Origin of the sequence: Pseudomaricurvus sp. (assembly GCF_965662505.1) — a bacterium.
Classification (GTDB): Bacteria; Pseudomonadota; Gammaproteobacteria; order Pseudomonadales; family Cellvibrionaceae; genus Pseudomaricurvus.
Genome location: NZ_CBFIHX010000044.1, coordinates 1 through 26,576, shown reverse-complemented (window position 1 = coordinate 26,576; position 26,576 = coordinate 1). Strand labels below are relative to the sequence as shown.

Below are 26,576 nucleotides of genomic sequence, written 5' to 3'. Positions count from 1 at the left end.
CCTTACTCTACCGTGACCGACTTGGCCAGATTTCTCGGCTGATCCACATCGGTGCCTTTCAATACCGCCACATGATAGGACAGCAGTTGCAAGGGCAGAGTGTAGATAATCGGTGCAATATTTAGCGGCACATGTGGCAAACTTTGAACCGTGGTACTGTCATCATTTATGAAACCCGACTCGGCATCAGCAAAGACAAACAGCTTGCCACCGCGAGCCTGAACCTCCTCCAGATTGGATTTCAGTTTCTCCAGCAATTCATCGTTTGGCGCAACCGCAACCACCGGCATATCGCTATCCACCAGCGCCAGCGGACCGTGCTTTAATTCACCGGCAGGGTAGGCTTCAGCGTGAATATAGGAAATTTCTTTGAGCTTGAGCGCACCTTCCAAAGCCACCGGAAACTGTACACCGCGACCTAAAAACAGAGCGTGATTCTTTTCGGCAAACGCTTCGCTCATCTGTTGTATCGGAGCATCCAGATCCAAAACCTGCTGACACAGTTCCGGCAGTTGCAATAAACCGGAAACCAGCTCGGCTTCTTTTTCTGCCGTTAAACAACCGCGACGACCCAGCGCAATTACCAATAACTGCAACGCGACCAACTGTGTGGTGAAAGCTTTGGTGGAAGCCACGCCAATTTCTGGCCCTGCCAATGTCATCAAACGCAGATCGGATTCACGCACCAAAGAACTGTTGGCAACGTTGCACACCGTCAGACTGGCGAGATAACCGGATTCTTTACTGCTGCGCAAAGCCGCCAGGGTGTCAGCGGTTTCACCGGACTGAGAAATGGTGACAAACAAGGTGTTGGGGCGAACTACTGTTTTTCGGTAACGGTATTCACTGGCCACTTCTACGGCGCAAGGCAAACCGGCCCAATCTTCAAACCAGTATTTGGCAATCATACCCGCATGAAAACTGGTTCCGCAGGCAAGAATCTGTATGGATTCCACCTGATCAAAAATCGCTTTGGCTTCAGTGCCGAAGGCTTCTTCCAGCACGCTGGTTTTACTGACGCGCCCCTGCAATGTGTTTTGCAACACGGTGGCTTGCTCGTAAATTTCCTTGAGCATGTAGTGACGGTATTCGCCTTTATCCGCGGATTCTTCCGCGTCTGTCAGTTGGACCGTTTCACGCTCGACACCGTTGCCATCCACATCAAAAATATCGATAGAGTCCGCGGTAATTTCTGCAAGATCACCTTCGTCCAGATAGATAAAACGATCGGTAACTTGACGCAATGCCAATTGATCCGACGCGATAAAATTTTCATCAATCCCTACACCAAGCACCAGCGGGCTGCCACTGCGAGCACACACAATGGTATTCGGTTCTTTTGTGGACACCACACCCAGCGCGTAGGCACCGTCAAAATAGGTAATGGCTTTACGCAGGGTTTGTTTCAGACTGCCACACTGTTCGTACAGACTGTGAATTAGATGCGCGACAACTTCGGTATCGGTTTCCGACAGGAACTCGTAACCCTTACCTTGTAAATTAGCACGCAATTCCGCATGGTTTTCGATAATGCCGTTGTGCACGACGGCGATATGATCGGAGTAGTGCGGGTGGGCATTTACCTCAGACGGTTTACCGTGGGTCGCCCAGCGGGTGTGAGCAATACCGACGACACCGTTTACCGGGTTATTGATGCATTTATCTTCCAGCTCAGACACTTTACCCAACGCTTTGCGCAGTACCAGTTCGCTGTTGTCAATCACGGCGATACCGGCGGAATCATAGCCCCGATATTCCAGGCGCTTTAATCCTTCTACTAAAATTTTGGTGACATTTCGCTGGGCTGCCGCGCCGACAATTCCACACATAATTTGGTTTCCATCTGCTGTACGCAGTTAATCTGACTGAATCACTAAAAACACCCGCCAGCATCTAACGATGCTAAAGCTTATGATTGCTTGGTGGGTCGTTTCCATCCCTGGATATTTCGTTGTTTACCTCTGGCCACGCCGAGCTCGTGATCCCCCACGTTGCCGGAAATAGTGGAACCTGCACCAACGGTGGCGCCTGCACCAATACTCACCGGTGCGACCAGACTGCTGTTCGAACCAATAAAGGCGTCGTCGCCTATAATGGTTTTAAATTTATTCACACCGTCGTAATTGCAGGTGATGGTACCTGCACCGACGTTAACACCTTTGCCTATATCAGAATCGCCAATGTAGGTGAGGTGATTCACTTTACTGCCTTCACCAATGTTGGCTTTTTTGGTTTCCACAAAGTTGCCCAGCTTCGCACCTCTCGCCAAAACAGTACCGGGTCGCACTCGGGCAAAGGGTCCAACATCACACGCTTCACCAATAGTTGCTTCTTCTATAATACTGTTAGGCTTGATCACAGTACCATCGGCAATGGTACAGTTAATCAATTGACAGTTAGCGCCAATCACCACGTTATTACCCAGACTGACGTCACCTTCAAAAATACAATTGATATCAATCGTAACATCATGGCCGACGGTAAGATTCCCACGGCAATCAAAGCGAAGCGGATCAATCAGTGTTACGCCATCGGTCATCAATTGCTCGGCGCATTGCTGCTGAAAGAAGCGCTCAAGTACAGCTTGCTGTTGACGGTTGTTCACACCCAGTACTTCGTTTTCACTGCCCGGGTGCTCAGCAACGATAACCTTGCCTTCCTGCTGTGCCATGGCAATGATGTCGGTGAGATAATATTCACTCTGGGCATTATCGTTAGACAGTTGCGGCAACCAACGCAGCAGATCATCCGCCAACACCGCCATAACGCCGGTATTACCTTCCTTAATTTCCAGCTGTTCTTTATTGGCGTCTTTCTGTTCAACAATCGCAGTGACTCGTCCCTGTTCGTCTCGAATGATGCGTCCGTAGCCAGTAGGGTCGGATAACTCAACCGTCAACAGGCCCATGGATTCTTCATTAACAGCGGCAATCAGTTTGCTGAGTGTGTCGCTCTGAATCAGTGGAACATCACCGTATAGAATAAGAACGACCGCGCCAGCTCTAAGATTGGGCAACGCCTGTTGTACCGCATGGCCGGTTCCCAACTGTTCATGCTGATAAACAAAGCTGACATCGTCCGCTTCAAATTGCTGCTCCACCAGTTCACTGCCATGACCGATCACCACATTTAAACGGGTATCACGATTAACGGAGCTTTCTCCATCATTCAGGCTGCGGGCGCAATCCAGCACATGGCCTAACATTGGCTTGCCCGCAACAGGGTGCAAGACTTTCGGTAAACTGGATTTCATACGGGTTCCCTTACCCGCAGCAAGTACCACAATATCTAACATCGTTTTATCTCTTCCTGTCGATTGATGCTCCAGCTGCCTTCAGAGCCTCAGATTGCAAGGTGCAGCGCAGTCATTGATACAGATCGGTATAAAAAAAGAAGTTTTATATGACGCCTGGTTTTACTGCACCCAATCCATTACATCTCAGTTCATGGGCTTACAATCTAACACAAAATGCCATAAAAAAAGGGTAGCTAAATGCTACCCTTTTTCGTCCTGCATGCTGTTCCTGCAACCACGCTCTAAACCGGTTAACCCGACTTTTTACGCATTGCCTGAATGGTACGCAGGCGCGCAGCGGCTTCAGCCAACTGAGCAGATGCACGGCTGTAATCAAAATCGCTGTTCTGATTAGTCAGTGCTTGCTCAGCTTCGCGCTTGGCTTCGAGAGCTGAAGCTTCATCCATATCATTAGCACGCAGTGCGGTATCCGCCAAAATACTCACCTGATAGGGTTGAACCTCAAGGTAGCCGCCGGATACGAAGAAAACCTCTTCGGTGCTGTCCTGCTTAATCACACGAACAGGGCCAGGCTGGAGAGCTGTCAGCAACGGGGCGTGGCCATAGGTAATACCTACGTCACCTTCCGTAGCCGCAGCGATTACCATCTCCACCAAACCGGAAAAGATCTCTTCTTCTGCGCTAACGATGTCACAGTGGACAGTCATAGCCATATTTCTCGCCTCGTTTCAGGTTGTGGAAAAGCTAGCCACAACCAGAGTTAGATCGCTGTTGATACACTAACAGCGATCGCCCCTTACATCTTCTTAGCTTTCTCTACCGCTTCGTCGATGCTGCCAACCATGTAGAAGGCCTGCTCAGGCAGGTCATCGTAGTCGCCTTTCAGAATACCGCTGAAACCAGCCAGGGTATCTTTCAGGGAAACGTACTTACCAGGTGAACCGGTAAATACTTCAGCTACGTGGAAAGGCTGAGACAGGAAACGCTCGATCTTACGAGCACGAGATACAGTTTGCTTGTCTTCTTCTGACAGCTCATCCATACCCAGAATCGCAATAATGTCTTTCAGCTCTTTGTAACGCTGAAGAACCGATTGCACACCACGGGCAATAGAGTAGTGCTCTTCGCCGATGATCAGCGGATCCAGCTGACGTGAAGATGAGTCCAGTGGATCGATCGCAGGGTAGATACCCTTGGAGGCGATGTCACGGCTCAGTACAACAGTGGAGTCCAAGTGAGCAAAGGTGGTCGCAGGAGAAGGGTCAGTCAAGTCATCCGCAGGTACGTATACCGCCTGGACCGAGGTAATAGAACCGGTCTTGGTGGAAGTAATACGCTCCTGAAGAACACCCATCTCTTCAGCCAGAGTTGGCTGATAACCTACCGCAGAAGGCATACGACCCAGCAGTGCAGATACTTCAGTACCCGCCAGGGTGTAACGATAGATGTTATCGACGAACAACAGTACGTCTTTACCTTCGTCACGGAACTTTTCAGCCATAGTCAGGCCGGTCAGTGCTACGCGCAGACGGTTTCCAGGGGGCTCATTCATCTGGCCGTAAACCATGGCAACTTTGTCCAGTACGTTGGACTCTTCCATCTCGTAGTAGAAGTCGTTACCTTCACGAGTACGCTCACCAACACCCGCAAATACAGACAGACCACTGTGGGCCTTTGCAATGTTGTTGATCAACTCCATCATGTTTACGGTTTTACCAACACCGGCACCACCGAACAGACCAACCTTACCACCCTTGGCGAAAGGACAAACCAGGTCGATAACCTTAATACCGGTTTCCAACAGGTCTTCTGACGCTGCCAGCTCGTCATAGGCAGGAGCCTTGCGATGGATGGCTGCACGGGATTTCTCACCGATTGGACCAGCTTCATCAATCGGGTTACCCAATACATCCATGATACGACCCAAAGTCTCAGCACCTACAGGTACAGAGATTGGGGCGTTGGTGTTCTCGACGGTCAAGCCACGGCTTACACCTTCGGAAGAACCCATTGCGATTGCGCGCACCATGCCGTCACCTAACTGCTGCTGAACTTCAAGAGTCAGACCCTTTTCAGTCACAGTTAAGGCGTCATATACCTTAGGTACGGAGTCACGAGGGAATTCCACGTCGATAACGGCACCAATAATTTGTACGATACGTCCGCTACTCATTTCCGGATCCTCAATTACAAAAGTTTAGAATTCAAATTCTGTCAAACGCTCGATCAAACTGCTGAAGCGCCACTAACGATCTCTGACAGTTCCTGCGTAATCGCAGCCTGTCTGGCTTTGTTGTAAACCAACTGCAGACCATCAATGAGGTCGCCCGCATTATCGGTGGCGTTTTTCATCGCCAACATACGAGCAGCCATTTCACATGCGCTATTTTCCACAACAGCCTGATACACTTGCGACTCAATGTAACGAGTTAACAAACCATCTAGCAAAGTCTCAGCATCTGGTTCGTACAAGTAATCCCAACTGTGTTGCAGCTTCTCATCATCGTCAGCTTCCAGAGGGAGCAATTGATCCACCTGGGGTGTTTGAGTCATGGTATTCACGAACTCATTGCCCACCAGGAACAACTTATCAATTTTTCCTTCGGCATAGCTGTCGAGCATAATTTTCACGCTACCGATCAAATCGGCAACGCTTGGTTCTTCACCAAGATCACGAACTGCAGCAACCACATTACCGCCATAACTATTAAAGAAGGCGGCAGCTTTTGCCCCAATCAAACACAGATCAATTTCGATCTGCTGACCGTGCCACTCTTTCATGGACTTGATAGCGCGCTTGAACAAGTTAACGTTCAAGCCACCACACAAACCACGATCAGTGGAAACCAGAATAAAGCCAACACGCTTTACTTCACGCTCTTCCAGATACATGTGCTTGTATTCCGGATTGGCGTTGGCGATATGACCTACCACCGAGCGAATACGCTGGGCGTAAGGTTTACCAAGTTGCATGCGGTCCTGCGCTTTACGCATTTTACTCGCGGCAACCATTTCCATGGCGCTGGTGATTTTCTGCGTATTTTTAATACTCGTGATCTGAGTACGTATTTCTTTTCCGCCTGCCATTACCAGCTCCCAAAAAAATTCAAAATAGTGTCAGTTTTCGCTAAGCGCTTCAGCTTCATGCTATTGACCAGATTCATCCAAAGCGCCTAACAATGCTGCTTACCAAGTCTGGGAAGACTTGAATTTTTCCAGGGCTGCTTTGAAACCGGACTCAATTTCGTCATTGTAGTTACCGGAATCATTCACTTTCTTCATCAGATCAGCGTGCTCGCTGTTCATGTAAGAAAGCAGGGCAGATTCGAAGCTGCCGATCTTGGCAACTTCAACGTCCTGCAGGTAGCCTTCGTTGGCTGCGTACAGGATTACACCCATCTCAGCGATGCTCAGTGGTGCGTATTGCTTCTGTTTCATCAGCTCGGTGACACGCTCACCGTGATCCAGCTGAGCTTTGGTCGCCGCATCCAGATCAGAAGCGAACTGAGAGAACGCCGCCAATTCACGATACTGAGCCAGAGCAGTACGAATACCACCGGACAGTTTCTTGATCACTTTAGTCTGAGCAGAACCACCTACACGAGATACCGAAATACCGGCGTTCATTGCAGGACGGATGCCGGCGTTGAACATGTCAGTTTCCAGGAAGATCTGACCATCGGTAATGGAAATCACGTTGGTTGGTACGAACGCGGATACGTCACCAGCCTGGGTTTCAATGATTGGCAGTGCGGTCAAAGAACCGGTTTTGCCTTTCACTTCACCATTGGTGAATTTTTCAACGTACTCGGCGTTAACGCGGGAAGCGCGCTCCAGCAGACGTGAGTGCAAGTAGAATACGTCACCAGGATAAGCTTCACGACCTGGCGGACGACGCAGCAACAGGGAGATCTGACGATATGCCCAGGCTTGCTTGGTCAAGTCATCGTGAATGATCAAAGCATCTTGACCACGGTCACGGAAGTATTCACCCATGGTCGTACCGGCAAACGGAGCCAGGAACTGCATCGCTGCAGGATCGGAGGCGGTTGCGGCAACGACAATGGTGTGATCCATTGCGCCGTGTTCTTCCAGCTTGCGAACAACAGCCGCAATAGAAGAAGCTTTCTGGCCAACGGCAACGTAGATACACTTAATGCCGGAATCTTTTTGGTTGATGATGGCATCAACAGCAATTGCTGTTTTACCGGTCTGACGGTCACCAATGATCAGCTCACGCTGACCGCGACCTACAGGTACCATGGCATCAACAGACTTCAGACCAAACTGAACGGGTTCGTCAACAGACTTACGCTCAATTACGCCTGGAGCAATTTTTTCGATGGCGTCGGTTTTGCTGTGTCCTACAGGACCTTTACCGTCGATAGGGTTACCCAGTGCGTCTACAACGCGACCCAGCAACTCGTCACCAACAGGTACTTCCAGAATACGACCGGTACACTTACAGGTTTGGCCTTCTGCCACACCTTCGTAATCACCCAGTACAACCGCACCAACACTGTCGCGCTCAAGGTTCAGTGCCATACCAAAGACACCGCCCTCGAACTCGACCATTTCACCGTACATCACGTCTTCCAGACCGTGAATACGAATAATACCGTCGGTTACAGAAACGACGGTGCCCTCATTCTGGGCTTTGGCAGAAACATCGAGACCATCGATGCGCTGCTTGATAATGTCACTGATTTCAGAAGGATTCAGTTGCTGCATGCTCTGTTCCTCAATTCCTGCCCGGCGTTCGCCGGATTAGGAGTTCATTGCTTCGGCGAGCTTGGTCAAACGACCACGCACCGAACCGTCAATTACTGTGTCGCCTGCACGTACCAGGGCGCCACCCAAAATTGCCTTATCCACCGCGGTGGATAAAGTCACTACACGGTCCAGCTTGGCACTCAGTGCCTTCGCCAATTTATCTTGCAGTTCGCCGGATAACTCAAACGCTGTGGTCACTTCCACATCGACAGTTTGCTCGCGCTGGGCTTTGTGCATCTCAAACAACTGCTGAATTTCAGGCAGAAGTGTCAAACGCTTGTTATCGGCCAGAGCTTTAACGAGGTTTGCACCGCCTTCATTCAGCTCATCACCACAGACATCAACGAAAGCCTGAGCTTTCTCATCTGCAGTCAGGGCTGGAGAGAGCAGTGCCTTAACCATACCGTCATGCTGCGATACCGCAGCCGCGAGATTTAACATGTCAGACCACTGCTGCAATTGATCCGCCGCCAGGGCGGATTCAAAAGCAGCTTTTGCGTAAGGTCTGGCTAAAGTAGTAAGTTCGGCCATGTTTTACCTCACTTACAGTTTGGCGGCTAACTGGTTTACCAGTTCGCTGTTAGCATTCTCGTCGATAGACGCGCCCAGTACTTTTTCTGCACCGGCCAACGCCAACGCCGCAACCTTACCGCGAAGCTCTTCTTTCGCGCGGTTAACGTCCTGTTCGATTTGTGCTTCAGCCGCAGCCTTCAGACGATCGCCTTCAGCGACAGCCTGACCTTTAGCTTCTTCAACAATCTGGTTAGCACGCTTATTAGCCTGCTCAATAATTGCCGCTGCTTCTTCTTTTGCTTCACGCAGTTGTTGAGTCGCTCGTTTCTGAGCCAGCTCAAGATCTTTGTCAGCACGATCAGCAGCTTCCAGACCGTTGGCGATTTTCTTTTCACGCTCTTCCATAATGGAAATCAGCGCAGGCCATATAAACTTCATGCAGAACAAAATGAACACAATGAAGGTTATCGATTGGCCTATCAAAGTAAGGTTGATATTCACACCAACACCTCTTGCTTAAAGAATTTGAAAGACAAGCAAAGGGGGGGTCGATTAACCTGCCAGGCCCGGAGCGATAACGAAGATCAGGTACATGGCGATACCCACACCGATCATCGGCACAGCATCAAGCAGACCAGCCATAAGGAACATTTTGGTTTGCAGGGCAGGGCCTTGCTCTGGCTGGCGGGCAGAACCTTCCAGCAATTTGCCGCCCAGCAGGGCGAAGCCAATGGCGGTGCCAAGAGCAGCCAGACCAATCAGCAGAGCAGCAGACATATAAACCAGACCAATGTTGTCCATGAGTTTCTCCTAGTAGTGTAGTTAAGTTTTAAATTGAAAAGTTAAGGGTTAAAGAATCAGTAAATTAGTGTTGCTCATCGAGGTCATCGTGCGCCATGGCCATGTAGACCGTGGCCAACACCATGAAGATAAACGCCTGCAGAGTAATCACAAGAATGTGGAACACAGCCCAGGCCCACTGCAGTACGCCACCAAAGAGCCCCATTACCAGACCGGCACTGTACATCAATGCAATCAGAATGAAGATCATTTCACCGGCATAGAGGTTCCCGAACAGACGCAGACCGAGTGAAATTGGTTTGGCAATCAGCGCAACCGTTTCCAGCAGAAAGTTAATGGGCAGCAGCACGGTAAAATCGATGTACCACTTACCAGTGTGGAAAGGGTGCATAGTCAGCTCTTTGACAAAGCCCAGTAATCCCTTGGCTCGGATGCTGAAGAAAATCATCAAGATAAACACCGTCAGAGCCATGCCCATGGTGGCATTGACATCGGTAGTCGGCACCACTTTAAAGAACAGATGTGGGTCGCCCGACACCTGGGCCGCAGCTACCGGCAACCAATCCACCGGAATCAAATCCATCAGGTTCATCAGGAAGACCCAGACAAAAATGGTCAAGGCCATAGGGGCAATCATACGGTTCTTGTGGTGGAAAATATCGGCAACGATGTTGTTAACAAACTCAACAATCAATTCCACAAAGCTCTGCAAGCCGCTAGGCACGCCAGATGTCGCTTTTTTAGCTGCACGTGAAAACAACAGAACAAAGATCAAGCCGAGACCAATAGACCAGCCCAGCGTATCCAGGTGAATTGCCCAAAAGCCCATATCTGTCGCCTCTTGAGAAGAGTGCGCCAAAGTCCAGGCGGTTTGCTCCATAACACTGCCATCAGCGCGAACGTAACCTTCTGGCAACTTGCCATAAGCCATGTTCTGCAGGTGGTGTTGTATATAACCCGTTTGAGTGAGTTCTTCGCTTGCCATAGTTTTCTCAAGCACCTTTAAGTTTTAAAAAGTTTTAAAACCCTTCTCTGCGCTTGAGAAATACGCAAAGACTGCTTTTAGAACTCTTTAAGACCTGTTTTTTACGACAGATAGCTAAACATTTTTTTTCACAAATCGTGTCAAAAACACACAACCGAATCCCGTCTCTACTCTTCAAAGCCGACGGCTGACAACCCTCGCCACCAAAAACCACTGTAAAAACAGCATGGTGATATAACCGCTAAACACGGCCAGCGGTTTGGCCGGGAACACCAGAAACACGGAGGCAAACCCCGCCAGAGTTAACACAAACTTGCCCGCCAGACCCCGATGGAAAGAGCGAGCAATCTCTCGAGATGCGCGCGCTCCCATATGGCGAAAAGCATAAACGGTAAAATAGAGATGTGGGATGACAGCGATAACCCCGCCAGCCAGTATAGACCAGGCGACGATAGTATCGATAAAGCTCCATCCACCGCTTATCAACAACAACACCAGACTCTGGATTGCGGTAACTCGGTAGATTGGAGGTCGTTTGATATTAGCCAAGGCGACTTCTCTGGTAACGCTCGTGGCCAACACTCCGTTAGCTCTCCGTTTATCCCGTTTCATACCCCGCAAAAGGGCATCAAATCAGGCGTCGCGAATTATAGGGTTTAGGACATCGTCAATCAACCTAAATCCGGTGCGGATACACGTTAAAATCTCCGCATTTCATGGATTTACGCAGCATGAAAGCGACACATTCAACCCCCAACTCCAGATCTAGTGGCTCAAAGAAGAGGCGACCACTACATTATCGATTATCAGGGGGTGTAACCCAGGTGATTCAGGATACCGTCCAATTCGTCCAAACTGCTGTAACTGAGCACCAGTTTGCCCTTTCCCTTGGCACTGTGAGAAATGGAAACCGGCACACCCACTTTTTCCGCCAGCGCTTCTTCCAGTTTCAGGACGTCAGAATTGTTGGGTTTCTCGGCCACCGCCACCTGCGGTTGTCCCTGCTGAACTTTGCGCACCAACGCTTCAGTTTGGCGTACCGATAACCCTTTCGACACCACCTGACGAGCGACTTCTCGCTGCTCGGCGGCATCCAGTGACAACATGGCGCGGGCGTGACCCATTTCCAGGTCGCCGTGCTCGAGCATGATTTTGACATCGTCCGTCAGCGACATCAGACGCAACAGATTGGTGATGGTGGTGCGGGATTTACCCACCGCATGAGCCACTTCCTGATGAGTCAGTTCGAATTCATCCTGCAAGCGCTTGAGAGCGAAAGCCTCTTCCATGGGGTTGAGGTCTTCGCGCTGAATGTTCTCGATCAGCGCCATCGCGATGGCAGCTTCATCGGGCACATCGCGGATCACACAGGGAATCTTGTCCAGGCCGGCCAGTTGAGTAGCTCGCCAGCGGCGCTCACCGGCAATAATTTCGTACTTCTCGGTCCCGCTGGCGTCCTTACCGATCTGACGCACCACAATGGGCTGCATCACGCCCTGAGCCTTGATGGATTCCGCCAGCTCCTCGAGAGCTTCAGGCTGCATATCCCGCCGCGGCTGGTATTTACCGCGCTGAATAAACTCTACCGGCAACTGAGCCAGCTTGCCATCGCGCTGTTCTTCAGCAGAGACTTCCGACTCCGAGGTAGAGACATCGGCAATGGCCTCGCTGGCCTCTGCTCCCTTGGCTCCACTCAGCAGTGCATCCAAGCCGCGTCCCAAGCCTTTTCTTTTTGCTGCCATGGCAAGTCTGATCCTGTCCGTTAAATCAATTTGATCGAAAGTGGGGTTGAGTCAATCCGGCTGCCGAACTGATCTCTGTTGTAACCTGTTTTGTCTTAGTCGCAGCCGCCGGGCGATGATCCAGTCGGGCGCCCAGTCAGTTCAGAACTAGACCTGCACCACATCATCCACACGCAGGTTTTCGTTGCGCCGCAGAATTTCGCCCGCCAGCGCCAGATAGGCAATGGCGCCTTTGGACTGACGGTCGTAGGCCAGCGCTGGCTGGCCAAAGCTGGGCGCCTCGGCCAGTCGCACATTGCGGGGAACGCAAGTGCGGTAGAGCGCATCACCGAAGTATTCCGCCAATTGGGCGGAAACATCGTTGGTCAGGCTGTTGCGAGGGTCGTACATGGTGCGCAAAATACCTTCGATGGACAGACTGGGGTTCAATGAATCCTGAATCTGATTGATCGTGTTGACCAGAGCCGACAAACCTTCCAGTGCGTAATATTCACACTGCATGGGAATAATCACACCATCACAGGCGGTCAGGGCATTGACGGTCAGCATGTTCAACGAGGGCGGGCAGTCGATCACCAGGTAATCAAACTGCCCCTCCAGAGGCGCCAGGGCATTTTTCAGCAACCGCTCCTTGCTGTCCATGGATAACATTTCCACTTCGGCCGCGGTCAGATCGCCATTGGCGGGCAATACCGAATACAGGCCCGAAGGTGAGGTCACCAGAGCATCCTCGGCTTTGCAGGCACCGACCAGTACTTCGTAAATCGAGAGTTCGAGATCGCTTTTGTCGATGCCGCTGCCCATGGTGGCATTCCCCTGCGGATCGAGGTCAATCAGCAACACACGTTTTTTGGTGGCCACCAGTGAAGCTGCCAGGTTAACGCAGGTGGTGGTCTTGCCGACCCCGCCTTTCTGGTTGGCAATGGCGTATTTTTTTATCAAGTCAGTGTCCTGCGTAATGAATCCTGCGTAAATCACAGGCTGCCCGAAAAAACAGCGTCGACCGCCAGGTGCGCGCCCGGCTTAGGGGGTCAGCACCAGCAGGTGACGTTCACCTTCTTCGCGGGGAACCTGCAGGGGATAAGATTGGGAAACCTTATAGTTTTTTTCCAGTGCGCTCAACTCATCTGTGGGGTAGATGCCCTTCATGGCGTAAAAAACGCCATCGTCGCCGAGCAGGTGACGACAACCATCAGTCATGTCCTTGAGACTGGCAAAAGCCCGGCTGATCACGGCATCGAAGGGCTCATCGGGCTGAAAGGCTTCAACTCGACGATTTTCCACCTGCACATTGTCCAGATTTAGCTGGGTTTTCACCTGAAACAGAAAACGCGCTTTTTTGCCGTTACTGTCGAGCAGGGTAAAGCGTTTGTGCGGATACAGGATGGCCAGTGGAATACCGGGAAGACCGCCGCCGGTGCCCACGTCGATCAGATGATCGGCGTCAATGTGGGGGGCGACACTGAGACTGTCGAGCAGATGGCGATCCACCTGGGATTCGATGTCGCGGATCGCCGACAGATTGTAGGTTTTGTTCCACTTGTTGAACAGCTCGATGTACTCAAGCATCCGCTCAACCTGCAATTCACTCAGAGCAACGCCCTTGCTGCCGGCGCCGGCGAGCAGACGCTGCGCCAGTGCCTGGCGGTTATCCGCGACCACTGCCGTCATACCGCCGCTCGCTTGTTCAGCAGACCGTGTTTTTTCAGGTAGATCAGCAACAGCGACACCGCCGCCGGCGTCACGCCCTGAATACGGGAGGCTCGAGCCAGAGTCTCGGGACGACCCTCCGTGAGTTTTTGTTTCACCTCGTTGGACAAGCCCTCGACCACGCTGTAATCAAACTCCGCCGGGATCGCGGTGTTCTCGTGCTGACGCAGACGATTGATATCTTCCTGCTGACGGTCGATGTAACCGGCGTATTTAACATCGATCTCAACCTGTTCACGAACCTGCGGATTCTCGGTAGGTTCGCCTTTCAGGCTGCCCACATCGGCGTAGGTCAGTTCGGGACGTTTGAGCAGATCGTGCAGACTGTACTCGCGGGTCAGCGGAGACTTCAGACGGTCAACGATGGAGTTGGCTTCCTCGCTACCGGCCTGAATCCAGGTGTCCTTGAGGCGTTGCTGCTCCAGCGCAATGGCCTCGCGCTTGTTGCAGAAAGACTCCCAGCGCACATCGTCCACCAGGCCCAGATTGCGCCCCTGCTCTGTGAGACGCAGATCGGCGTTGTCTTCGCGCAGCATCAGACGATATTCCGCCCGACTGGTGAACATACGGTAGGGTTCGCGGGTACCCATGGTAATCAGGTCGTCCACCAGCACACCGATGTAGGCCTCATCGCGGCGCGGCGTCCAGGATTCTTTGCCCTGCGCCATCAGCGACGCATTGGCACCGGCCAGCAGCCCCTGAGCGCCGGCCTCTTCGTAACCGGTGGTGCCGTTGATCTGACCGGCGAAAAACAGACCGTGGATAAACTTGTTTTCCAGGCTGTATTTCAGATCCCGCGGGTCGAAAAAGTCGTATTCGATGGCGTAACCGGGACGGGTGATGTGAGCATTTTCAAAGCCCACAATGGAACGCACCAGCTCGAATTGCACGTCGAAGGGCAGGCTGGTGGAAATGCCGTTGGGGTAGAGCTCATGGGTGGTTAACCCCTCCGGCTCGATAAACACCTGATGGGAATCCTTGTCGGCAAAGCGATGCACCTTGTCTTCCACCGATGGGCAATAGCGCGGCCCAATGCCGTCGATCACACCGGTGTACATGGGCGAGCGATCCAGCCCCTTGTGGATGATCTCGTGGGTGCGGGCGTTGGTGTGGGTGATCCAGCAGCACACCTGCTCGGGATGATCTTCCACCTTGCCCATGTACGACATGACTGGCATCGGCGTGTCACCAAACTGCTTGTCCAGATGTTCAAAATTGACACTGCGGGCGTCGATGCGCGGGGGAGTACCCGTTTTCAGGCGATCAACGGTCAACGGCAGTTCGCGCAGGCGATCGGCCAGAGCAATGGACGGTGGATCACCGGCGCGACCGCCGGAATGATTCTGCAATCCAATGTGGATTTTGCCGCCCAAGAAGGTCCCCACGGTAAGCACCACGGTGGGGGCGTAAAACTTGACGCCCATCTGAGTGACCACACCGCGCACGGTGTCGCCCTCAACAATCAGGTCGTCCGCCGCTTGCTGGAAAATATCCAGATTGGGCTGGTTTTCCAAAATCTCACGAATCGCCGCTTTGTAGAGTGCCCGGTCTGCCTGAGCCCGTGTGGCCCGGACTGCCGGTCCCTTGCGGGCATTCAAGGTGCGAAACTGGATCCCGCCCTTGTCAGTGGCCAGCGCCATAGCACCGCCGAGGGCGTCGATTTCTTTCACCAGATGGCTTTTGCCAATGCCGCCAATGGCGGGGTTACAGCTCATCTGTCCAAGGGTGTCGATATTGTGTGTGAGCAGCAGGGTGCGCGAGCCCATTCTTGCAGCAGCAAGGGAGGCTTCAGTACCGGCGTGACCACCACCAATCACAATCACATCGTAGCGTTGTGAGTAATCCATACAAATTCTCTCAGAGACAGGCGAACCCAAGATGACGACCCAGTCAAACAGGCTGCGGATTCAAAAGGGCGCACATTATATGTTGGCTGGGTCCGTTGTTCAAAATTTCGTCGAATTATTTTTCAATTCAAACTTATACAAATAAATAGAATAAAAATATATATAGATAGATAAGGTATATAAGTATGTTGTTGTTGTTATATATAGTGAGCCTGTTTTCAGTGGATAACCGATAAAATCTCAATAAAAACATTAGGTTAGAGTAAGTATAAACGAGGTACGCAATCGGTATTAGCTGACCGAAAGCTGCTGAGAAGCTGGAGATAGAAAGGCCACTTATGCACAGGGGAAAGAGGTTTCTCAGTTATCCCCAATTCCATGCCCTGCTTTTACTCACGCAATCCCCGCGCTTTTCCACAGGCAACGACGGATTGACCCTTAAAAGTGATTCAAATCACTTATTTTTCATTAACTTAGGGGATAAACCTGTGAGTAATTGTGGATAACCTATGTAAGTGATGTGGAATTGAGTGATTTGCGGGAAATTCAACCAGACCTAAAAAGTATAGCCCTTGATGGAATAATTGGTTGATATTTGAAAAACCATATATATGATTAATCGTATGTATTGAGGGTCAACCATGTCACCACTGACGTTGTTCAAATGTTTAGCCGAAGACACCCGTCTGAAATCGATGCTGCTGATTCGCCTGAAGGGGGAGTTGTGTGTCTGTGATTTGCAGGCCGCATTGCAATTGAGCCAACCCAAGGTCTCGCGTCATCTGGCGGAACTGCGCAAATGCCAACTGCTGGAGGACGAGCGCCGGGGCAAGTGGGTCTATTACCGCCTGCATCCGCTGTTGCCGGACTGGGCAACAGAGGTGCTTGGGACGGCTGCTGAACACAATGCCGAGTATCTGGCGGACTGCCTTGCGCGATTAACGTCTGCCTGCGACACCACTTGCGAGTAATCGAAGTTATGAAAGTCCTGTATATCTGCACCCACAACCGCTGCCGCAGTATTCTGTCGGAGGCTATCACCAATTACCGCTCAGATGGACGCATCGAGGCACGCAGTGCCGGCAGTCAGCCCGCCGGTAAAGTGCATCCTTTATCTCTGAAGTATCTGGCTGAAGCCGGGATCACCACCGAGGGACTCAAAAGTCAGTCCTGGGACGAGTTCGAGGCGTTTGCTCCCGATCTTGTTGTCACCGTCTGTGATTCCGCCGCCGGTGAAACCTGCCCGCTCTGGTTTGGAAAATCCCTCAAGGTGCACTGGGGGCTGGAAGATCCCTCGAAACTTGAGGGTTCTGATGAGGAAATCGCTGCAGCCTTTCGTCAGTCTATCCAGCTCATTAATGAGCGGGTGGATGCCTTAATGAAGATCGCCGAGCTGGATAACAACCAGTGGGCGGATGCCTTACTGTCTCTGGGAGCGCAATAATGAATCGTGATGACACCAACCCGCTTGATCTGGATAGCGAGCTGCCCAATCTGGATGAGGCCCAGTTTCAATTACCGGACAGCGATCAGTTCAGTGGGAGTTTCTCTACGCACAAACCCCGTTTTCTGTTGTTGTACGGTTCGCTGCGAGAGCGCTCTTTCAGCCGTCTGGTCGTGGAGGAGTGCGCTCGTCTGCTGACCCGTATGGGCGGGGAAGTGAAAATCTTCAACCCTTCAGGATTGCCTTTGCCCGATGGCGAGGACGATCAGAATGCCAAGGTACAGGAGTTGCGGGAGCTGGTGATCTGGTCCGAAGGCCAGGTCTGGTGCTCGCCGGAGCGGCACGGTTCCATGACCGGCATTATGAAATCCCAGATTGACTGGATTCCCCTGTCGCTGGGGGCGGTGCGTCCCACTCAAGGCAAAACCCTGGCGGTGATGCAGGTAGAAGGCGGATCCCAATCGTTCAATGTGGTGAATCAACTGCGGGTACTGGGTCGTTGGATGCGCATGATCACCATCCCGAACCAATCGTCGGTGGCCAAGGCATTTCTGGAGTTTGATGAGCATGGTCGGATGAAGCCGTCGGGCTACTACAACCGCATCGTTGATGTGATGGAGGAATTGATGAAGTTCACTCTGCTGACCCGCGATAACAGCGACTATCTGGTGGATCGCTATTCAGAGCGGGTGGAAACCGCCGAGCAACTGATGCAGCGGGTCAATCAGAATTCGCTTTAGGCGGACATCATTTTCACCACAACGAAGAGTAAGAGTAAATATAATGGGCTTTTTTGAACGTTATTTATCGGTCTGGGTGGCGCTGTGTATCGGCGCCGGCGTTTTGTTGGGCAATCTGGCGCCGTCGCTGTTCTCGCAGATTGCAGCCATCGAGTACGCCCACGTCAATCTGGTGGTGGCGGTGCTCATTTGGCTGATGATCTACCCGATGATGATTCAGGTGGATTTTGGCTCCCTCAAAGATGTGGGCAAAAAGCCCAAAGGTCTGGTGTTGACGCTGGTGGTCAACTGGTTGATCAAACCCTTTACCATGGCGCTGCTGGGCTGGTTGTTCTTTAAAGGCCTGTTTGCCGACTGGGTGGATCCGCAATCGGCGCAGGAATACATCGCCGGCATGATTCTGCTGGGGGTCGCACCCTGCACCGCCATGGTGTTTATCTGGAGTCAGCTGACCAAAGGCGACCCCAACTACACACTGGTGCAGGTGTCGATCAACGACATCATTATGATCTTCGCCTTTGCCCCGATTACCGCCTTCCTGCTGGGCATCAGCGATATTCAGGTGCCCTGGGAAACCTTGCTGCTGTCTGTGGTGCTGTATGTGGTATTGCCACTGGTGGCGGGAGCCATCACCCGCAAGCGGCTCGACAGGGCCAATGATCACAGCCGCTTGAATGCTTTTGTGGACACACTCAAGCCCTGGTCGATGATCGGACTATTGACCACCATTGTGCTGCTGTTTGGCTTTCAGGCGCAGACCATTCTGGAGCGGCCACTGGTGATTGTGATGATCGCCATCCCGCTGCTGATTCAGACCTACGGGATTTTTGCCATTGCCTATTTCGCCGCTAAAAAGTTGAAGTTGCCGCACAATGTGGCGGCACCGGCCTGCATGATCGGTACCTCCAACTTCTTTGAGTTGGCGGTGGCAGTGGCGATTTCGCTGTTTGGTTTGCACTCCGGTGCGGCGCTGGCCACGGTGGTGGGTGTGCTGGTGGAAGTGCCGGTGATGTTGTCACTGGTGTGGTTTGCCAATCGCACCCGGCATTGGTTTTAACTGCTCCGGCTGGTTTTAACTGCATCCTGCATTGGTTTTGAGGCCAATAGAGATACTTATTTACCGATACAAAAACTGGTAAAAATCCGTCCCAGCAGTTCATCGGGGGTAAAGTCCCCGGTGATTTCCCCCAGCGCGTTCTGCGCCTGACGCAGGTCTTCCGCCAGCAGTTCACCGGCACCCAGTGACAGCAATTGATCCTGACCGGTGATCAGCAGGTTTTCGGCGCGGGCGAGAGCATCCAGGTGACGACGGCGGGCGGTATAACCGCCTTCGGTGGTGCCGGTAAAGCCCATGCAGGCTTTCAGATGGTTGCGCAGTTGTTCGACGCCTTCGCCGGATTTGGCTGACAGGGGGATCACCGGGTGCACGGTGTCTTCCTGTTCACCGGTCATCGGCTTAAGGTCGCACTTGTTCAGGATCAGCGTCAGGTGTGAGGTGTCTTTCAGCTCGCCGACAAACTCCGGCCAGATTTCCGCGGCGTTGGTTTTGTCGGTGGTGGTGGCGTCGACCACCATCAGAATGCGGTCAGCGCGGTGGATTTCCTGCCAGGCGCGCTCAATACCGATCTGTTCCACTTCGTCAGGACTCTCGCGCAGACCGGCGGTATCGATGATGTGCAGCGGCATCCCATCGATGTGAATGTGCTCGCGCAACACGTCGCGAGTGGTGCCTTCAATGTGAGTGACAATGGCGCTGTCGCGACCGGAGAGGGCGTTGAGCAGGCTGGACTTACCGGCATTGGGGCGTCCGGCGATCACCACCTGCATCCCCTCGCGCATGATCGAACCCTGTTTGGCTTCCTGTTTAACCCTCTGCAACTGATCGAGAATGCTCTGCAGATCGCCGGCCACCTTGCCGTCCCCGAGAAAGTCGATTTCCTCCTCGGGGAAGTCGATGGCGGCTTCCACATAGATGCGCAGTTGAATCAGTGCTTCCACCAGTGCGTGAATTTCTTTGGAAAACGCCCCCTGCAGGGAATGCACCGCATTGCGAGCGGCCTGTTCGGAGGAGGCCTCAATCAGGTCGGCGATGGCCTCGGCCTGAGCCAGATCCATCTTGTCATTGAGAAACGCCCGCTCGGAGAATTCTCCCGGCTTGGCGATACGGGCACCCAGCTCAGTCACCCGTCGCAACAGACAATCCAGAATGATGGGACCGCCGTGACCCTGCAATTCCAGTACATCTTCCCCGGTAAACGAGTTGGGACCCGGAAAAAAGATCGCTAACCCTTCATCGATGGCATCACTGGTGTCATCCAGGAACGCGCCGTAATGCGCGGTGCGCGGGCTAAGAGTGCGACCGGTGATGGTCTCCGCCAGAGATTTCGCTTTTGCGCCGGAGACTCTCACGATACCGACCCCGCCCTTACCGGGAGGTGTGGCAATCGCCGCGATGGTGTCCGTATTAAAGGTGTTGGAGGTGTCTGACATGCAATGGCTACTCTTGTGACGACGGTGGAGCGACAGAGTGGATGATGGTGTAAACGGCATTATAACTAAAAAAGGCCAACCCCTTGCGGAGTTGGCCTTTTGGCGTGTGGCGGGGACGAACCGCTTAGGCCTTTTTGATCTCTTTGCTGTCGTCGCCCGCTTCAATACGTTTGGTAATAAAGTACTGCTGAGCGATGGACAGGGTGTTGTTCACGACCCAGTAAACGACCAGACCGGCCGGGAACCACAGGAACATAAAGGTGAACACAAACGGCATCATTTGCATGATTCGCGCCTGGGTTGGGTCCGGAGGCGTCGGGTTCAGTTTCTGCTGAATAAACATGGTGACACCCATGATCACCGGCAGAATAAACAGCGGATCTTTTACGGACAAATCCTGAATCCACCACAGGAATGGAGTGTGACGCAGCTCGACACTTTCCATCAATACCCAGTACAGGGAAATGAACACGGGCATCTGTACCAGGATGGGCAAGCAGCCGCTCAAGGGATTGATTTTCTCTTTTTTGTAGAGCTTCATCATCTCCTGAGACATCTTTTGGCGATCATCGCCATAGAGCTCTTTCATGCGCGCCATTTCAGGTGCGAACTTGCGCATTTTCGCCATGGACCTATAGCTGGTGGCGGATAGCTTGAAGAATGCTGCTTTGATAATTATTGTCAGAACAACAATTGACCAGCCCCAGCTGCCCAAAATGCTGTGAATAAAGTTAAGGAAATGGAACAGTGGCTTGGCAATCCACCACAACCAACCGTAGTCCACGGTCAGGTCGAGATAGGGAGCAATTTGTTCCAGACGGTCGATGTTTTTCGGACCGGCGTAGAACGAAGCACTGATAACACCGGTGCTGCCAGCGGCTACAGTTTCCTGTGGACCGGTGTAACCCATCAGGTAGTTATCGCCCTTGGCTTTGCGCAGAGAGAAGTGGTTCTCTTCTTCCTGATTCGGGATCCAGGCGCTCAAAAAGTAGTGTTGAACCATGGCAACCCAGCCACCGTTCTGTGTCACTTTAAAGCCGCCAACGTTCACCAGATCCTCGTCAGCCAGATCTTCAAAATCCAGCTTCTTGTAGTTGGTGTCCGGGGTGGTCAGTGCGGCACCGAGGTAAGGTTTCATACCAAAGCCGTCGACCACCACCGGGTTGTGGCTGTCGCGTTTGATCTGGGCAAACAGAGTGGCTTTCCAATCACTGCTGCTCTGGTTGTTGATGTGGTATTCCATTTCCACCAAGTGATCGCTGCGTTTAAAGACAAAGCGCTTGGTAATGGTGACATCGCCCTGTTGGTAGGTCAGGTCCACATTCAGTGAGTCCTGCCCCTCTGCCAGCTCGTAAGAGGATTGGGCAGAACGGAATACCGGACGACCGGCTGACGTGTCGGTGGCGTTGGGGCCAATCAATCCACTTTGGGCAATGTAGGTGGTCGACTGGGTGCGGTTTAGCAGGATAAACGGCTCATCCGGGGTATCGATCTGCTCCAGGTACTTAGGCAGGGCGGCCTTAACAATGTCACCGCCGTGTGGATCGATCAAAAATTCCAGGGCGTCGGTTTTGACGCTGATCAGTGTGCTCTGAGCGCTGGTGGTTTGAGTCACATCGGCGGTGGTTTGCGTTTCTCGGGGAGCCGGGATGTCGCTGGCCACGCTGGAGGCGTTATCCGTTTGCTGTGCGGCGGATTGCTGCGGAACCGAGTTGCTGGTGTTCTCACTCAGTTGCGGCAGGGTTGCCTGAGAAATCGTCGTTTCCTGTGAGATAACGGGTTTGTTGCGCTCTTGGAAATCGCCCCATTCATTGATCAATACCACGGAAACTACCGCAATAGCTCCCAAGATTATCGTGCGTTGCCAGTCCATAAATACTGCCGTTGTGGTTAGTTAAAGTCGGGTTTATTGAAATCGTGTCAGTGGCGGTGTGTCTCTGCCGCCAGCTCTTCTGCGGAATCATCCGCTTGTTCGGGTGTTTGGTCTTCTACCGTGCCGGGCACAAAATCAATGCCCCCCGGATGCCAGGGGTGGCATTTTAGCAGGCGTTTGGCCGCAAGTGCGCTCCCTTTTAGCAAACCGTAGTGTTCAATGGCTTCTTCAGCGTAGTGAGAGCAGGTGGGGTAAAAGCGGCACTGGTTGCCTACCCAGGGGCTGAGCAGGTAGCGATACGCGTGGATGAGTTTTATCCCAATGATCTTCATGTGCGTTTTGGGCTGTCACCGGTGTTGGTGTCAGCTTGCGATGCCTTCTTTATTATGCGCGCCCACTGCTTGTTAAACAGTTTGTGCAATTGCGCGTTATCCAGTTGATCCAGCCCGCGTCGTGCGAGCACCACAGCGTCGATTCCGCCAAGTTCCTGTTGGTGATGGCGAAAAGTCTCACGCAGTATACGCTTGATTCGGTTGCGTTGTACGGCCAAACGGATATGTTTTTTGGCTATGACCAGGCCGAGACGGGGCACACCGCCGGAAACCGGAGAGGCATTGGATCTGGAAAGGATCAGAAGGTTTTGATGAGAAGCTTTGAAACGGGCGTCATTAAAGACAGCCTGATAGTCGCTGGCGTTGAGCATTCGGAGAGACTTTGGGAACGCCTTGTTGGGCGATAAAGTCTTGCTCGACACGCCAGGACCTATCTAAACCGGAACTTGAGTCACGGAGCCGAGCCTGTATATAAAGGAAAGAAGTGAAGAAAGATATTGGTGATCACTTTCTTCTGAGTATCCCTTTCCTTTATATAGAGGCCAGCAACGTGATTAAGCTGCCAGCTCTTTACGACCCTTGGCGCGACGACGAGCCAGAATCTGACGGCCGTTTTTGCTGGCCATACGTGAGCGGAAACCGTGGGCGCGTTTGCGCTTTAATACGCTGGGCTGAAATGTTCTTTTCATGGGACTTACCTTGCCGATTGAGTCTTACGTTCAAACTGGTTACGCGAGCCTCTCACTTTTGAATTCTGGTATGACTGCTCCGGAATTCAGGGACAAATGAGCACAAGCGCGAAAAAAGAGGCGCGATTCTAAAGAATTAACCACACAAAAGCAATGCTTTATCGACCTATCTGTTTAACTTTTCGGCGCTTTTCAATAAGCAAACCCGAGCGACAATCCACGCCCAGCTTCCTCTCAGGATATTAACAGGGTTATCCACAGGGTGTTTGAGAGTTTTAGGTTATCCCCCGCAAATTTGAGATTTTTTTATTTCCGATAAGTTATGTAACTCTATGAAAAATAAATAAAAATCCAAATGTGTTTAAAGTTTGAGCGTTTTTAAGTGTGGATAACCCAAGCGCATTGGGCGTAGAATAACAGGCTTTTCCACGCATAAAATTTCACAATTTCGGGTGTATAACAACGACTCTCCGGGTCGTTGTCGAGGGGGTAATTTGCCAGAGTTAATCTGGAAAAAATGTGCGGACGCTCTTCAGAACGAGTTGCCGTCTCAGCAGTTCAACACATGGATTCGACCACTGGTGGTTGATGAAGGGTCAGAGGGTCAGCATCTCAGGTTGCTGGCCCCTAACCGATTTGTGCTGGACTGGGTGAACGACAAGTTTCTGGGGCGCATTCAGGAATTGGCGGGTGAGCACGGCGCACAACTCGGTTTTCATATTGAGTTGGGCGTCAGTTCGGCCCAGGCTGGTGCGCGCTATCAGCGACGTCCACGGCAGCCGCTGAATGTGCAGGCCAATCAAGCTCCCCGCACCGACCAGCGCTTGCCGGTTCAGCAACCGGGTGCCCATACCGGGTTCGATGGGCGTCCTGCCGTTGCTCAACCCTCTGGCTTTTCGCCCAATGGTTCACAACAGGTTGATGCCGACAGTTATAACGGACAACCCGGTGGTTATCAGGACTTTGGGTCTCAAAGTTCAGTTTCTCAACCCCCGGGTTTTCAGAACAGAACTGCAGCGGATAATCGGTTTCAGCAACCCGGCTATTCAGAACAGAGTCAGCCAGAGTTGCCTTTAAATGGCGATGCGCAGGATCCGTCAGCGGGCTTGTCCGACCGTGACCGCGCGCGTCAGACTGCTGCGCCAGGTTACGGTGCTACCGCAACTTCCTCGGGCATTATTACCTCGGCCAATACCGGCGAGCGGGCTACAGCGGTAGAAGTCGAAGGTGGTCTGAAACACCGGAATTACCTCAATCAGAGTTTTACGTTCCCGAGTTTTGTCGAAGGTAAGTCAAACCAGCTGGGTCTGGCTGCGGCACGTCAGGTGGCGGAAAATCCCGGCGGCGCCTATAACCCACTCTTTATATACGGTGGCGTGGGTCTGGGTAAGACTCACTTAATGCACGCGGTGGGTAATGCCCTGGCAGACAAAAATCCCAATGCGAAGATTGTTTACCTGCACTCCGAGCGGTTTGTGGCGGATATGGTTAAAGCGTTGCAGTTGAATGCCATCAACGATTTCAAACGCTATTACCGCTCTGTGGATGCGCTGCTGATTGATGATATTCAGTTTTTCGCTGGCAAAGACCGCTCTCAGGAAGAATTTTTCCATACTTTCAATGCGTTACTTGAGGGTGGACAGCAAATTATTGTAACTTGTGACCGCTACCCTAAAGAAATTCATGGTCTCGAAGAGCGCCTGAAATCGCGGTTTGGCTGGGGGCTGACGGTGGCTATTGAGCCGCCGGAGCTGGAAACCCGGGTGGCGATTCTGATGAAGAAGGCCGATCAGGCAAATATGTTGCTGCCCAACGATGCCGCGTTCTTTATTGCCCAGCGCATTCGCTCCAATGTTCGTGAGTTGGAGGGCGCTTTGAAGCGGGTCATTGCCAACGCTCACTTCACCGGTCGCGAAATTGATGTGCCGCTGGTGCGCGAGGCGCTGAAAGATTTGCTCGCTTTGCAGGACAAACAGGTCAGCGTTGATAACATCCAGCGGGTGGTGGCCGAGTATTACAAAATCAAGGTCAGTGATATTTTATCCAAGCGCCGCAGCCGCTCGGTGGCGCGCCCACGTCAGGTGGCCATGTCCCTGGCGAAGGAGCTGACGAACCACAGCTTGCCGGAAATCGGCGAAGCTTTTGGGGGGCGCGATCATACAACCGTATTGCACGCTTGCCGCAAGATTAAAGAACTTCGGGAAGAGGATGGCGATATGCGCGAAGACTGGAAAAACCTGCAGCGTTCTCTTACGTCTTAAACCTCTGGCGTCTTATAAAGAGTTCAATAGCGTGGCAATAAGCCTGGCTGCAGCAGACGTATCGAGGGGAGACGTCTGCAAACACAATCACTGCGATTGATGATAAAAATCAAACAACCGTTTGAATTAAGAGCGGGATGAATTCAACTTACTCAGATCCAATTTTAAGAGACCAAGCCATGAAATTCAGCGTACCACGTGAAGCATTACTCAAGCCCTTGCAGTTGGTTGCCGGTGTGGTGGAGCGTCGTCAGACGTTACCGGTATTGGCCAATGTGCTGATTGTGCTGGAAGGCGATCGCCTTTCCATGACAGGGACCGACCTGGAAGTCGAAATTGTAGCTCGCGTGCAGCTGCCTGAAGCCGGTGAATCCGGTGAGCTGACTGTTCCGGCGCGCAAGCTGGTGGATATCTGCCGCTCCTTGCCGGACGATGCTGTATTGAATTTTTCTGAAGAAAATCAAAGAGTTATTCTTAAGTCTGGTCGCAGTCGCTTTACCTTGTCGACGCTGCCAGCCAACGATTTCCCCAATGTTGAGCAGGGACCTGGCGATCTGCAGTTTTCCTGTGAGCAGCAGGACATCAAGCGTCTGATTGATCGTACTGGCTTTGCCATGGCACAGCAGGACGTTCGCTACTACCTCAACGGCATGTTGTGGGAAGTGCAAGAAGGGCAATTGCGCGCTGTGGCCACCGACGGTCACCGTCTGGCTATGTGCACCCGCGCCGTGTCTGTGTCTACTTCCGATGTGACCCAGGCGATTTTGCCGCGCAAAGGCGTGGTTGAGCTGGCTCGCTTGCTGGATGGTCAGGGCAGTGTGGAGGTCATTCTGGGAGCCAATCACATTCGCGTGGCGACAGAAGCTTATACATTTACCTCGAAACTGGTGGACGGCAAGTTTCCGGATTACGAGCGAGTCTTGCCGAAAGGCGGCAATAAAGAAGTCTTTGGTGATCGCAATGAGCTGCGTCAGGCGTTTGGCCGTACCGCCATTCTGTCTAACGAAAAGTACCGCGGTGTGCGTCTGTTGTTGACCGATGGTCAGCTGACCATTGTGGCCAACAACCCGGAACAGGAAGAGGCCGAAGAGCAGGTGGCGGTGGATTACACCGGTGATCA

General features: G+C 52.3%; 26 protein-coding genes. 6 read left to right on the top strand and 20 right to left on the bottom strand.

Translation table 11 applies throughout. The features are described from left to right. Positions 1–2 precede the first annotated feature (2 nt). The 15 genes from glmS to mnmG form a co-directional block, all read right to left on the bottom strand. Positions 3–1,829: a glutamine--fructose-6-phosphate transaminase (isomerizing) gene (gene glmS / locus ACTG33_RS08090; RefSeq protein ID WP_439134697.1), complete on the bottom strand. Its 1,827-nt coding sequence runs from the start codon at positions 1,827–1,829 to the stop codon at positions 3–5. 80 nt (positions 1,830–1,909) lie between these two features. After that, on the bottom strand, positions 1,910–3,295 hold the full coding sequence (gene glmU, locus ACTG33_RS08085; RefSeq protein ID WP_439134696.1) for a bifunctional UDP-N-acetylglucosamine diphosphorylase/glucosamine-1-phosphate N-acetyltransferase GlmU: 1,386 nt from the start codon (positions 3,293–3,295) through the stop codon (positions 1,910–1,912). A 251-nt stretch (positions 3,296–3,546) separates the two neighbouring features. After that, positions 3,547–3,969: a F0F1 ATP synthase subunit epsilon gene (locus ACTG33_RS08080; protein ID WP_439134695.1), complete on the bottom strand. Its 423-nt coding sequence runs from the start codon at positions 3,967–3,969 to the stop codon at positions 3,547–3,549. A gap of 83 nt (positions 3,970–4,052) precedes the next feature. Then, complete coding sequence (gene atpD / locus ACTG33_RS08075) at positions 4,053–5,429, bottom strand: F0F1 ATP synthase subunit beta (RefSeq protein ID WP_439134694.1); 1,377 nt, start codon at positions 5,427–5,429, stop codon at positions 4,053–4,055. A 53-nt stretch (positions 5,430–5,482) separates the two neighbouring features. Then, positions 5,483–6,343 (bottom strand): F0F1 ATP synthase subunit gamma, encoded by an 861-nt coding sequence (gene atpG, locus ACTG33_RS08070; protein ID WP_439134693.1) that lies wholly within the window; start codon positions 6,341–6,343, stop codon positions 5,483–5,485. A gap of 99 nt (positions 6,344–6,442) precedes the next feature. After that, a complete protein-coding gene (gene atpA / locus ACTG33_RS08065) occupies positions 6,443–7,987 on the bottom strand; it encodes a F0F1 ATP synthase subunit alpha (RefSeq protein WP_439134692.1) in 1,545 nt (514 codons plus the stop codon). Between the two features lie 36 nt (positions 7,988–8,023). Next, positions 8,024–8,560: a F0F1 ATP synthase subunit delta gene (locus ACTG33_RS08060; protein ID WP_439134691.1), complete on the bottom strand. Its 537-nt coding sequence runs from the start codon at positions 8,558–8,560 to the stop codon at positions 8,024–8,026. Between the two features lie 12 nt (positions 8,561–8,572). Beyond that, a complete protein-coding gene (locus ACTG33_RS08055; RefSeq protein WP_439134690.1) occupies positions 8,573–9,043 on the bottom strand; it encodes a F0F1 ATP synthase subunit B in 471 nt (156 codons plus the stop codon). A gap of 51 nt (positions 9,044–9,094) precedes the next feature. Next, entirely contained in the window at positions 9,095–9,343 is a 249-nt protein-coding gene (gene atpE / locus ACTG33_RS08050; RefSeq protein WP_439134689.1) for a F0F1 ATP synthase subunit C, read from the bottom strand. A gap of 64 nt (positions 9,344–9,407) precedes the next feature. Next, positions 9,408–10,328: a F0F1 ATP synthase subunit A gene (atpB, locus tag ACTG33_RS08045; RefSeq protein ID WP_439134688.1), complete on the bottom strand. Its 921-nt coding sequence runs from the start codon at positions 10,326–10,328 to the stop codon at positions 9,408–9,410. Positions 10,329–10,502: 174 nt separating this feature from the next. Continuing rightward, positions 10,503–10,877 carry an ATP synthase subunit I gene (locus ACTG33_RS08040; RefSeq protein WP_439134687.1) on the bottom strand — a complete coding sequence of 125 codons (375 nt, stop codon included), beginning with the start codon at positions 10,875–10,877 and terminating at the stop codon, positions 10,503–10,505. A gap of 257 nt (positions 10,878–11,134) precedes the next feature. Further along, the gene (locus ACTG33_RS08035) at positions 11,135–12,070 is read right to left on the bottom strand and encodes a ParB/RepB/Spo0J family partition protein (RefSeq protein ID WP_439134686.1); all 936 of its coding nucleotides are present in this window, start codon (positions 12,068–12,070) and stop codon (positions 11,135–11,137) included. Positions 12,071–12,217: 147 nt separating this feature from the next. Beyond that, complete coding sequence (locus ACTG33_RS08030; RefSeq protein WP_439134685.1) at positions 12,218–13,012, bottom strand: ParA family protein; 795 nt, start codon at positions 13,010–13,012, stop codon at positions 12,218–12,220. Between the two features lie 81 nt (positions 13,013–13,093). Beyond that, complete coding sequence (gene rsmG, locus ACTG33_RS08025) at positions 13,094–13,741, bottom strand: 16S rRNA (guanine(527)-N(7))-methyltransferase RsmG (RefSeq protein ID WP_439134684.1); 648 nt, start codon at positions 13,739–13,741, stop codon at positions 13,094–13,096. Continuing rightward, positions 13,738–15,627: a tRNA uridine-5-carboxymethylaminomethyl(34) synthesis enzyme MnmG gene (mnmG, locus tag ACTG33_RS08020; RefSeq protein ID WP_439134683.1), complete on the bottom strand. Its 1,890-nt coding sequence runs from the start codon at positions 15,625–15,627 to the stop codon at positions 13,738–13,740. The genes rsmG and mnmG overlap by 4 nt, the downstream gene beginning before the upstream one ends. Positions 15,628–16,268: 641 nt before the next feature. Between mnmG and ACTG33_RS08015 the strand changes: the two genes are divergently transcribed. From ACTG33_RS08015 to arsB, 4 genes are read left to right on the top strand one after another with little or no spacing between them, the layout of a single operon-like run. Beyond that, on the top strand, positions 16,269–16,598 hold the full coding sequence (locus tag ACTG33_RS08015) for a metalloregulator ArsR/SmtB family transcription factor (RefSeq protein WP_439134682.1): 330 nt from the start codon (positions 16,269–16,271) through the stop codon (positions 16,596–16,598). An 8-nt stretch (positions 16,599–16,606) separates the two neighbouring features. Then, on the top strand, positions 16,607–17,071 hold the full coding sequence (locus ACTG33_RS08010; RefSeq protein WP_439134681.1) for an arsenate reductase ArsC: 465 nt from the start codon (positions 16,607–16,609) through the stop codon (positions 17,069–17,071). Further along, the gene (arsH, locus tag ACTG33_RS08005; protein ID WP_439134680.1) at positions 17,071–17,811 is read left to right on the top strand and encodes an arsenical resistance protein ArsH; all 741 of its coding nucleotides are present in this window, start codon (positions 17,071–17,073) and stop codon (positions 17,809–17,811) included. Before ACTG33_RS08010 ends, arsH begins: the two co-directional genes overlap by 1 nt. A gap of 43 nt (positions 17,812–17,854) precedes the next feature. Beyond that, complete coding sequence (arsB, locus tag ACTG33_RS08000) at positions 17,855–18,868, top strand: ACR3 family arsenite efflux transporter (protein WP_439134679.1); 1,014 nt, start codon at positions 17,855–17,857, stop codon at positions 18,866–18,868. Positions 18,869–18,924: 56 nt separating this feature from the next. Here arsB and mnmE read toward each other — a convergent pair whose 3' ends face one another. The 5 genes from mnmE to rpmH all read right to left on the bottom strand — a co-directional run bounded on the left by mnmE (position 18,925) and on the right by rpmH (position 23,195). After that, a complete protein-coding gene (gene mnmE / locus ACTG33_RS07995) occupies positions 18,925–20,301 on the bottom strand; it encodes a tRNA uridine-5-carboxymethylaminomethyl(34) synthesis GTPase MnmE (RefSeq protein WP_439134678.1) in 1,377 nt (458 codons plus the stop codon). Positions 20,302–20,425: 124 nt separating this feature from the next. Then, positions 20,426–22,174, bottom strand: coding sequence for a membrane protein insertase YidC (yidC, locus tag ACTG33_RS07990; RefSeq protein WP_439134677.1), 1,749 nt, complete (start codon positions 22,172–22,174; stop codon positions 20,426–20,428). A gap of 47 nt (positions 22,175–22,221) precedes the next feature. After that, positions 22,222–22,506 (bottom strand): membrane protein insertion efficiency factor YidD, encoded by a 285-nt coding sequence (gene yidD / locus ACTG33_RS07985; protein ID WP_439134676.1) that lies wholly within the window; start codon positions 22,504–22,506, stop codon positions 22,222–22,224. Continuing rightward, on the bottom strand, positions 22,503–22,928 hold the full coding sequence (rnpA, locus tag ACTG33_RS07980) for a ribonuclease P protein component (protein WP_439134675.1): 426 nt from the start codon (positions 22,926–22,928) through the stop codon (positions 22,503–22,505). Before rnpA ends, yidD begins: the two co-directional genes overlap by 4 nt. Before the next feature lie 132 nt (positions 22,929–23,060). Continuing rightward, complete coding sequence (gene rpmH, locus ACTG33_RS07975) at positions 23,061–23,195, bottom strand: 50S ribosomal protein L34 (protein WP_439134674.1); 135 nt, start codon at positions 23,193–23,195, stop codon at positions 23,061–23,063. A gap of 494 nt (positions 23,196–23,689) precedes the next feature. Between rpmH and dnaA the strand changes: the two genes are divergently transcribed. Then, a complete protein-coding gene (gene dnaA / locus ACTG33_RS07970) occupies positions 23,690–25,456 on the top strand; it encodes a chromosomal replication initiator protein DnaA (RefSeq protein ID WP_439134673.1) in 1,767 nt (588 codons plus the stop codon). A 179-nt stretch (positions 25,457–25,635) separates the two neighbouring features. Next, positions 25,636–26,576 (top strand): DNA polymerase III subunit beta (dnaN, locus tag ACTG33_RS07965; RefSeq protein WP_439134672.1); only part of this gene is annotated, 941 nt, incomplete at its 3' end.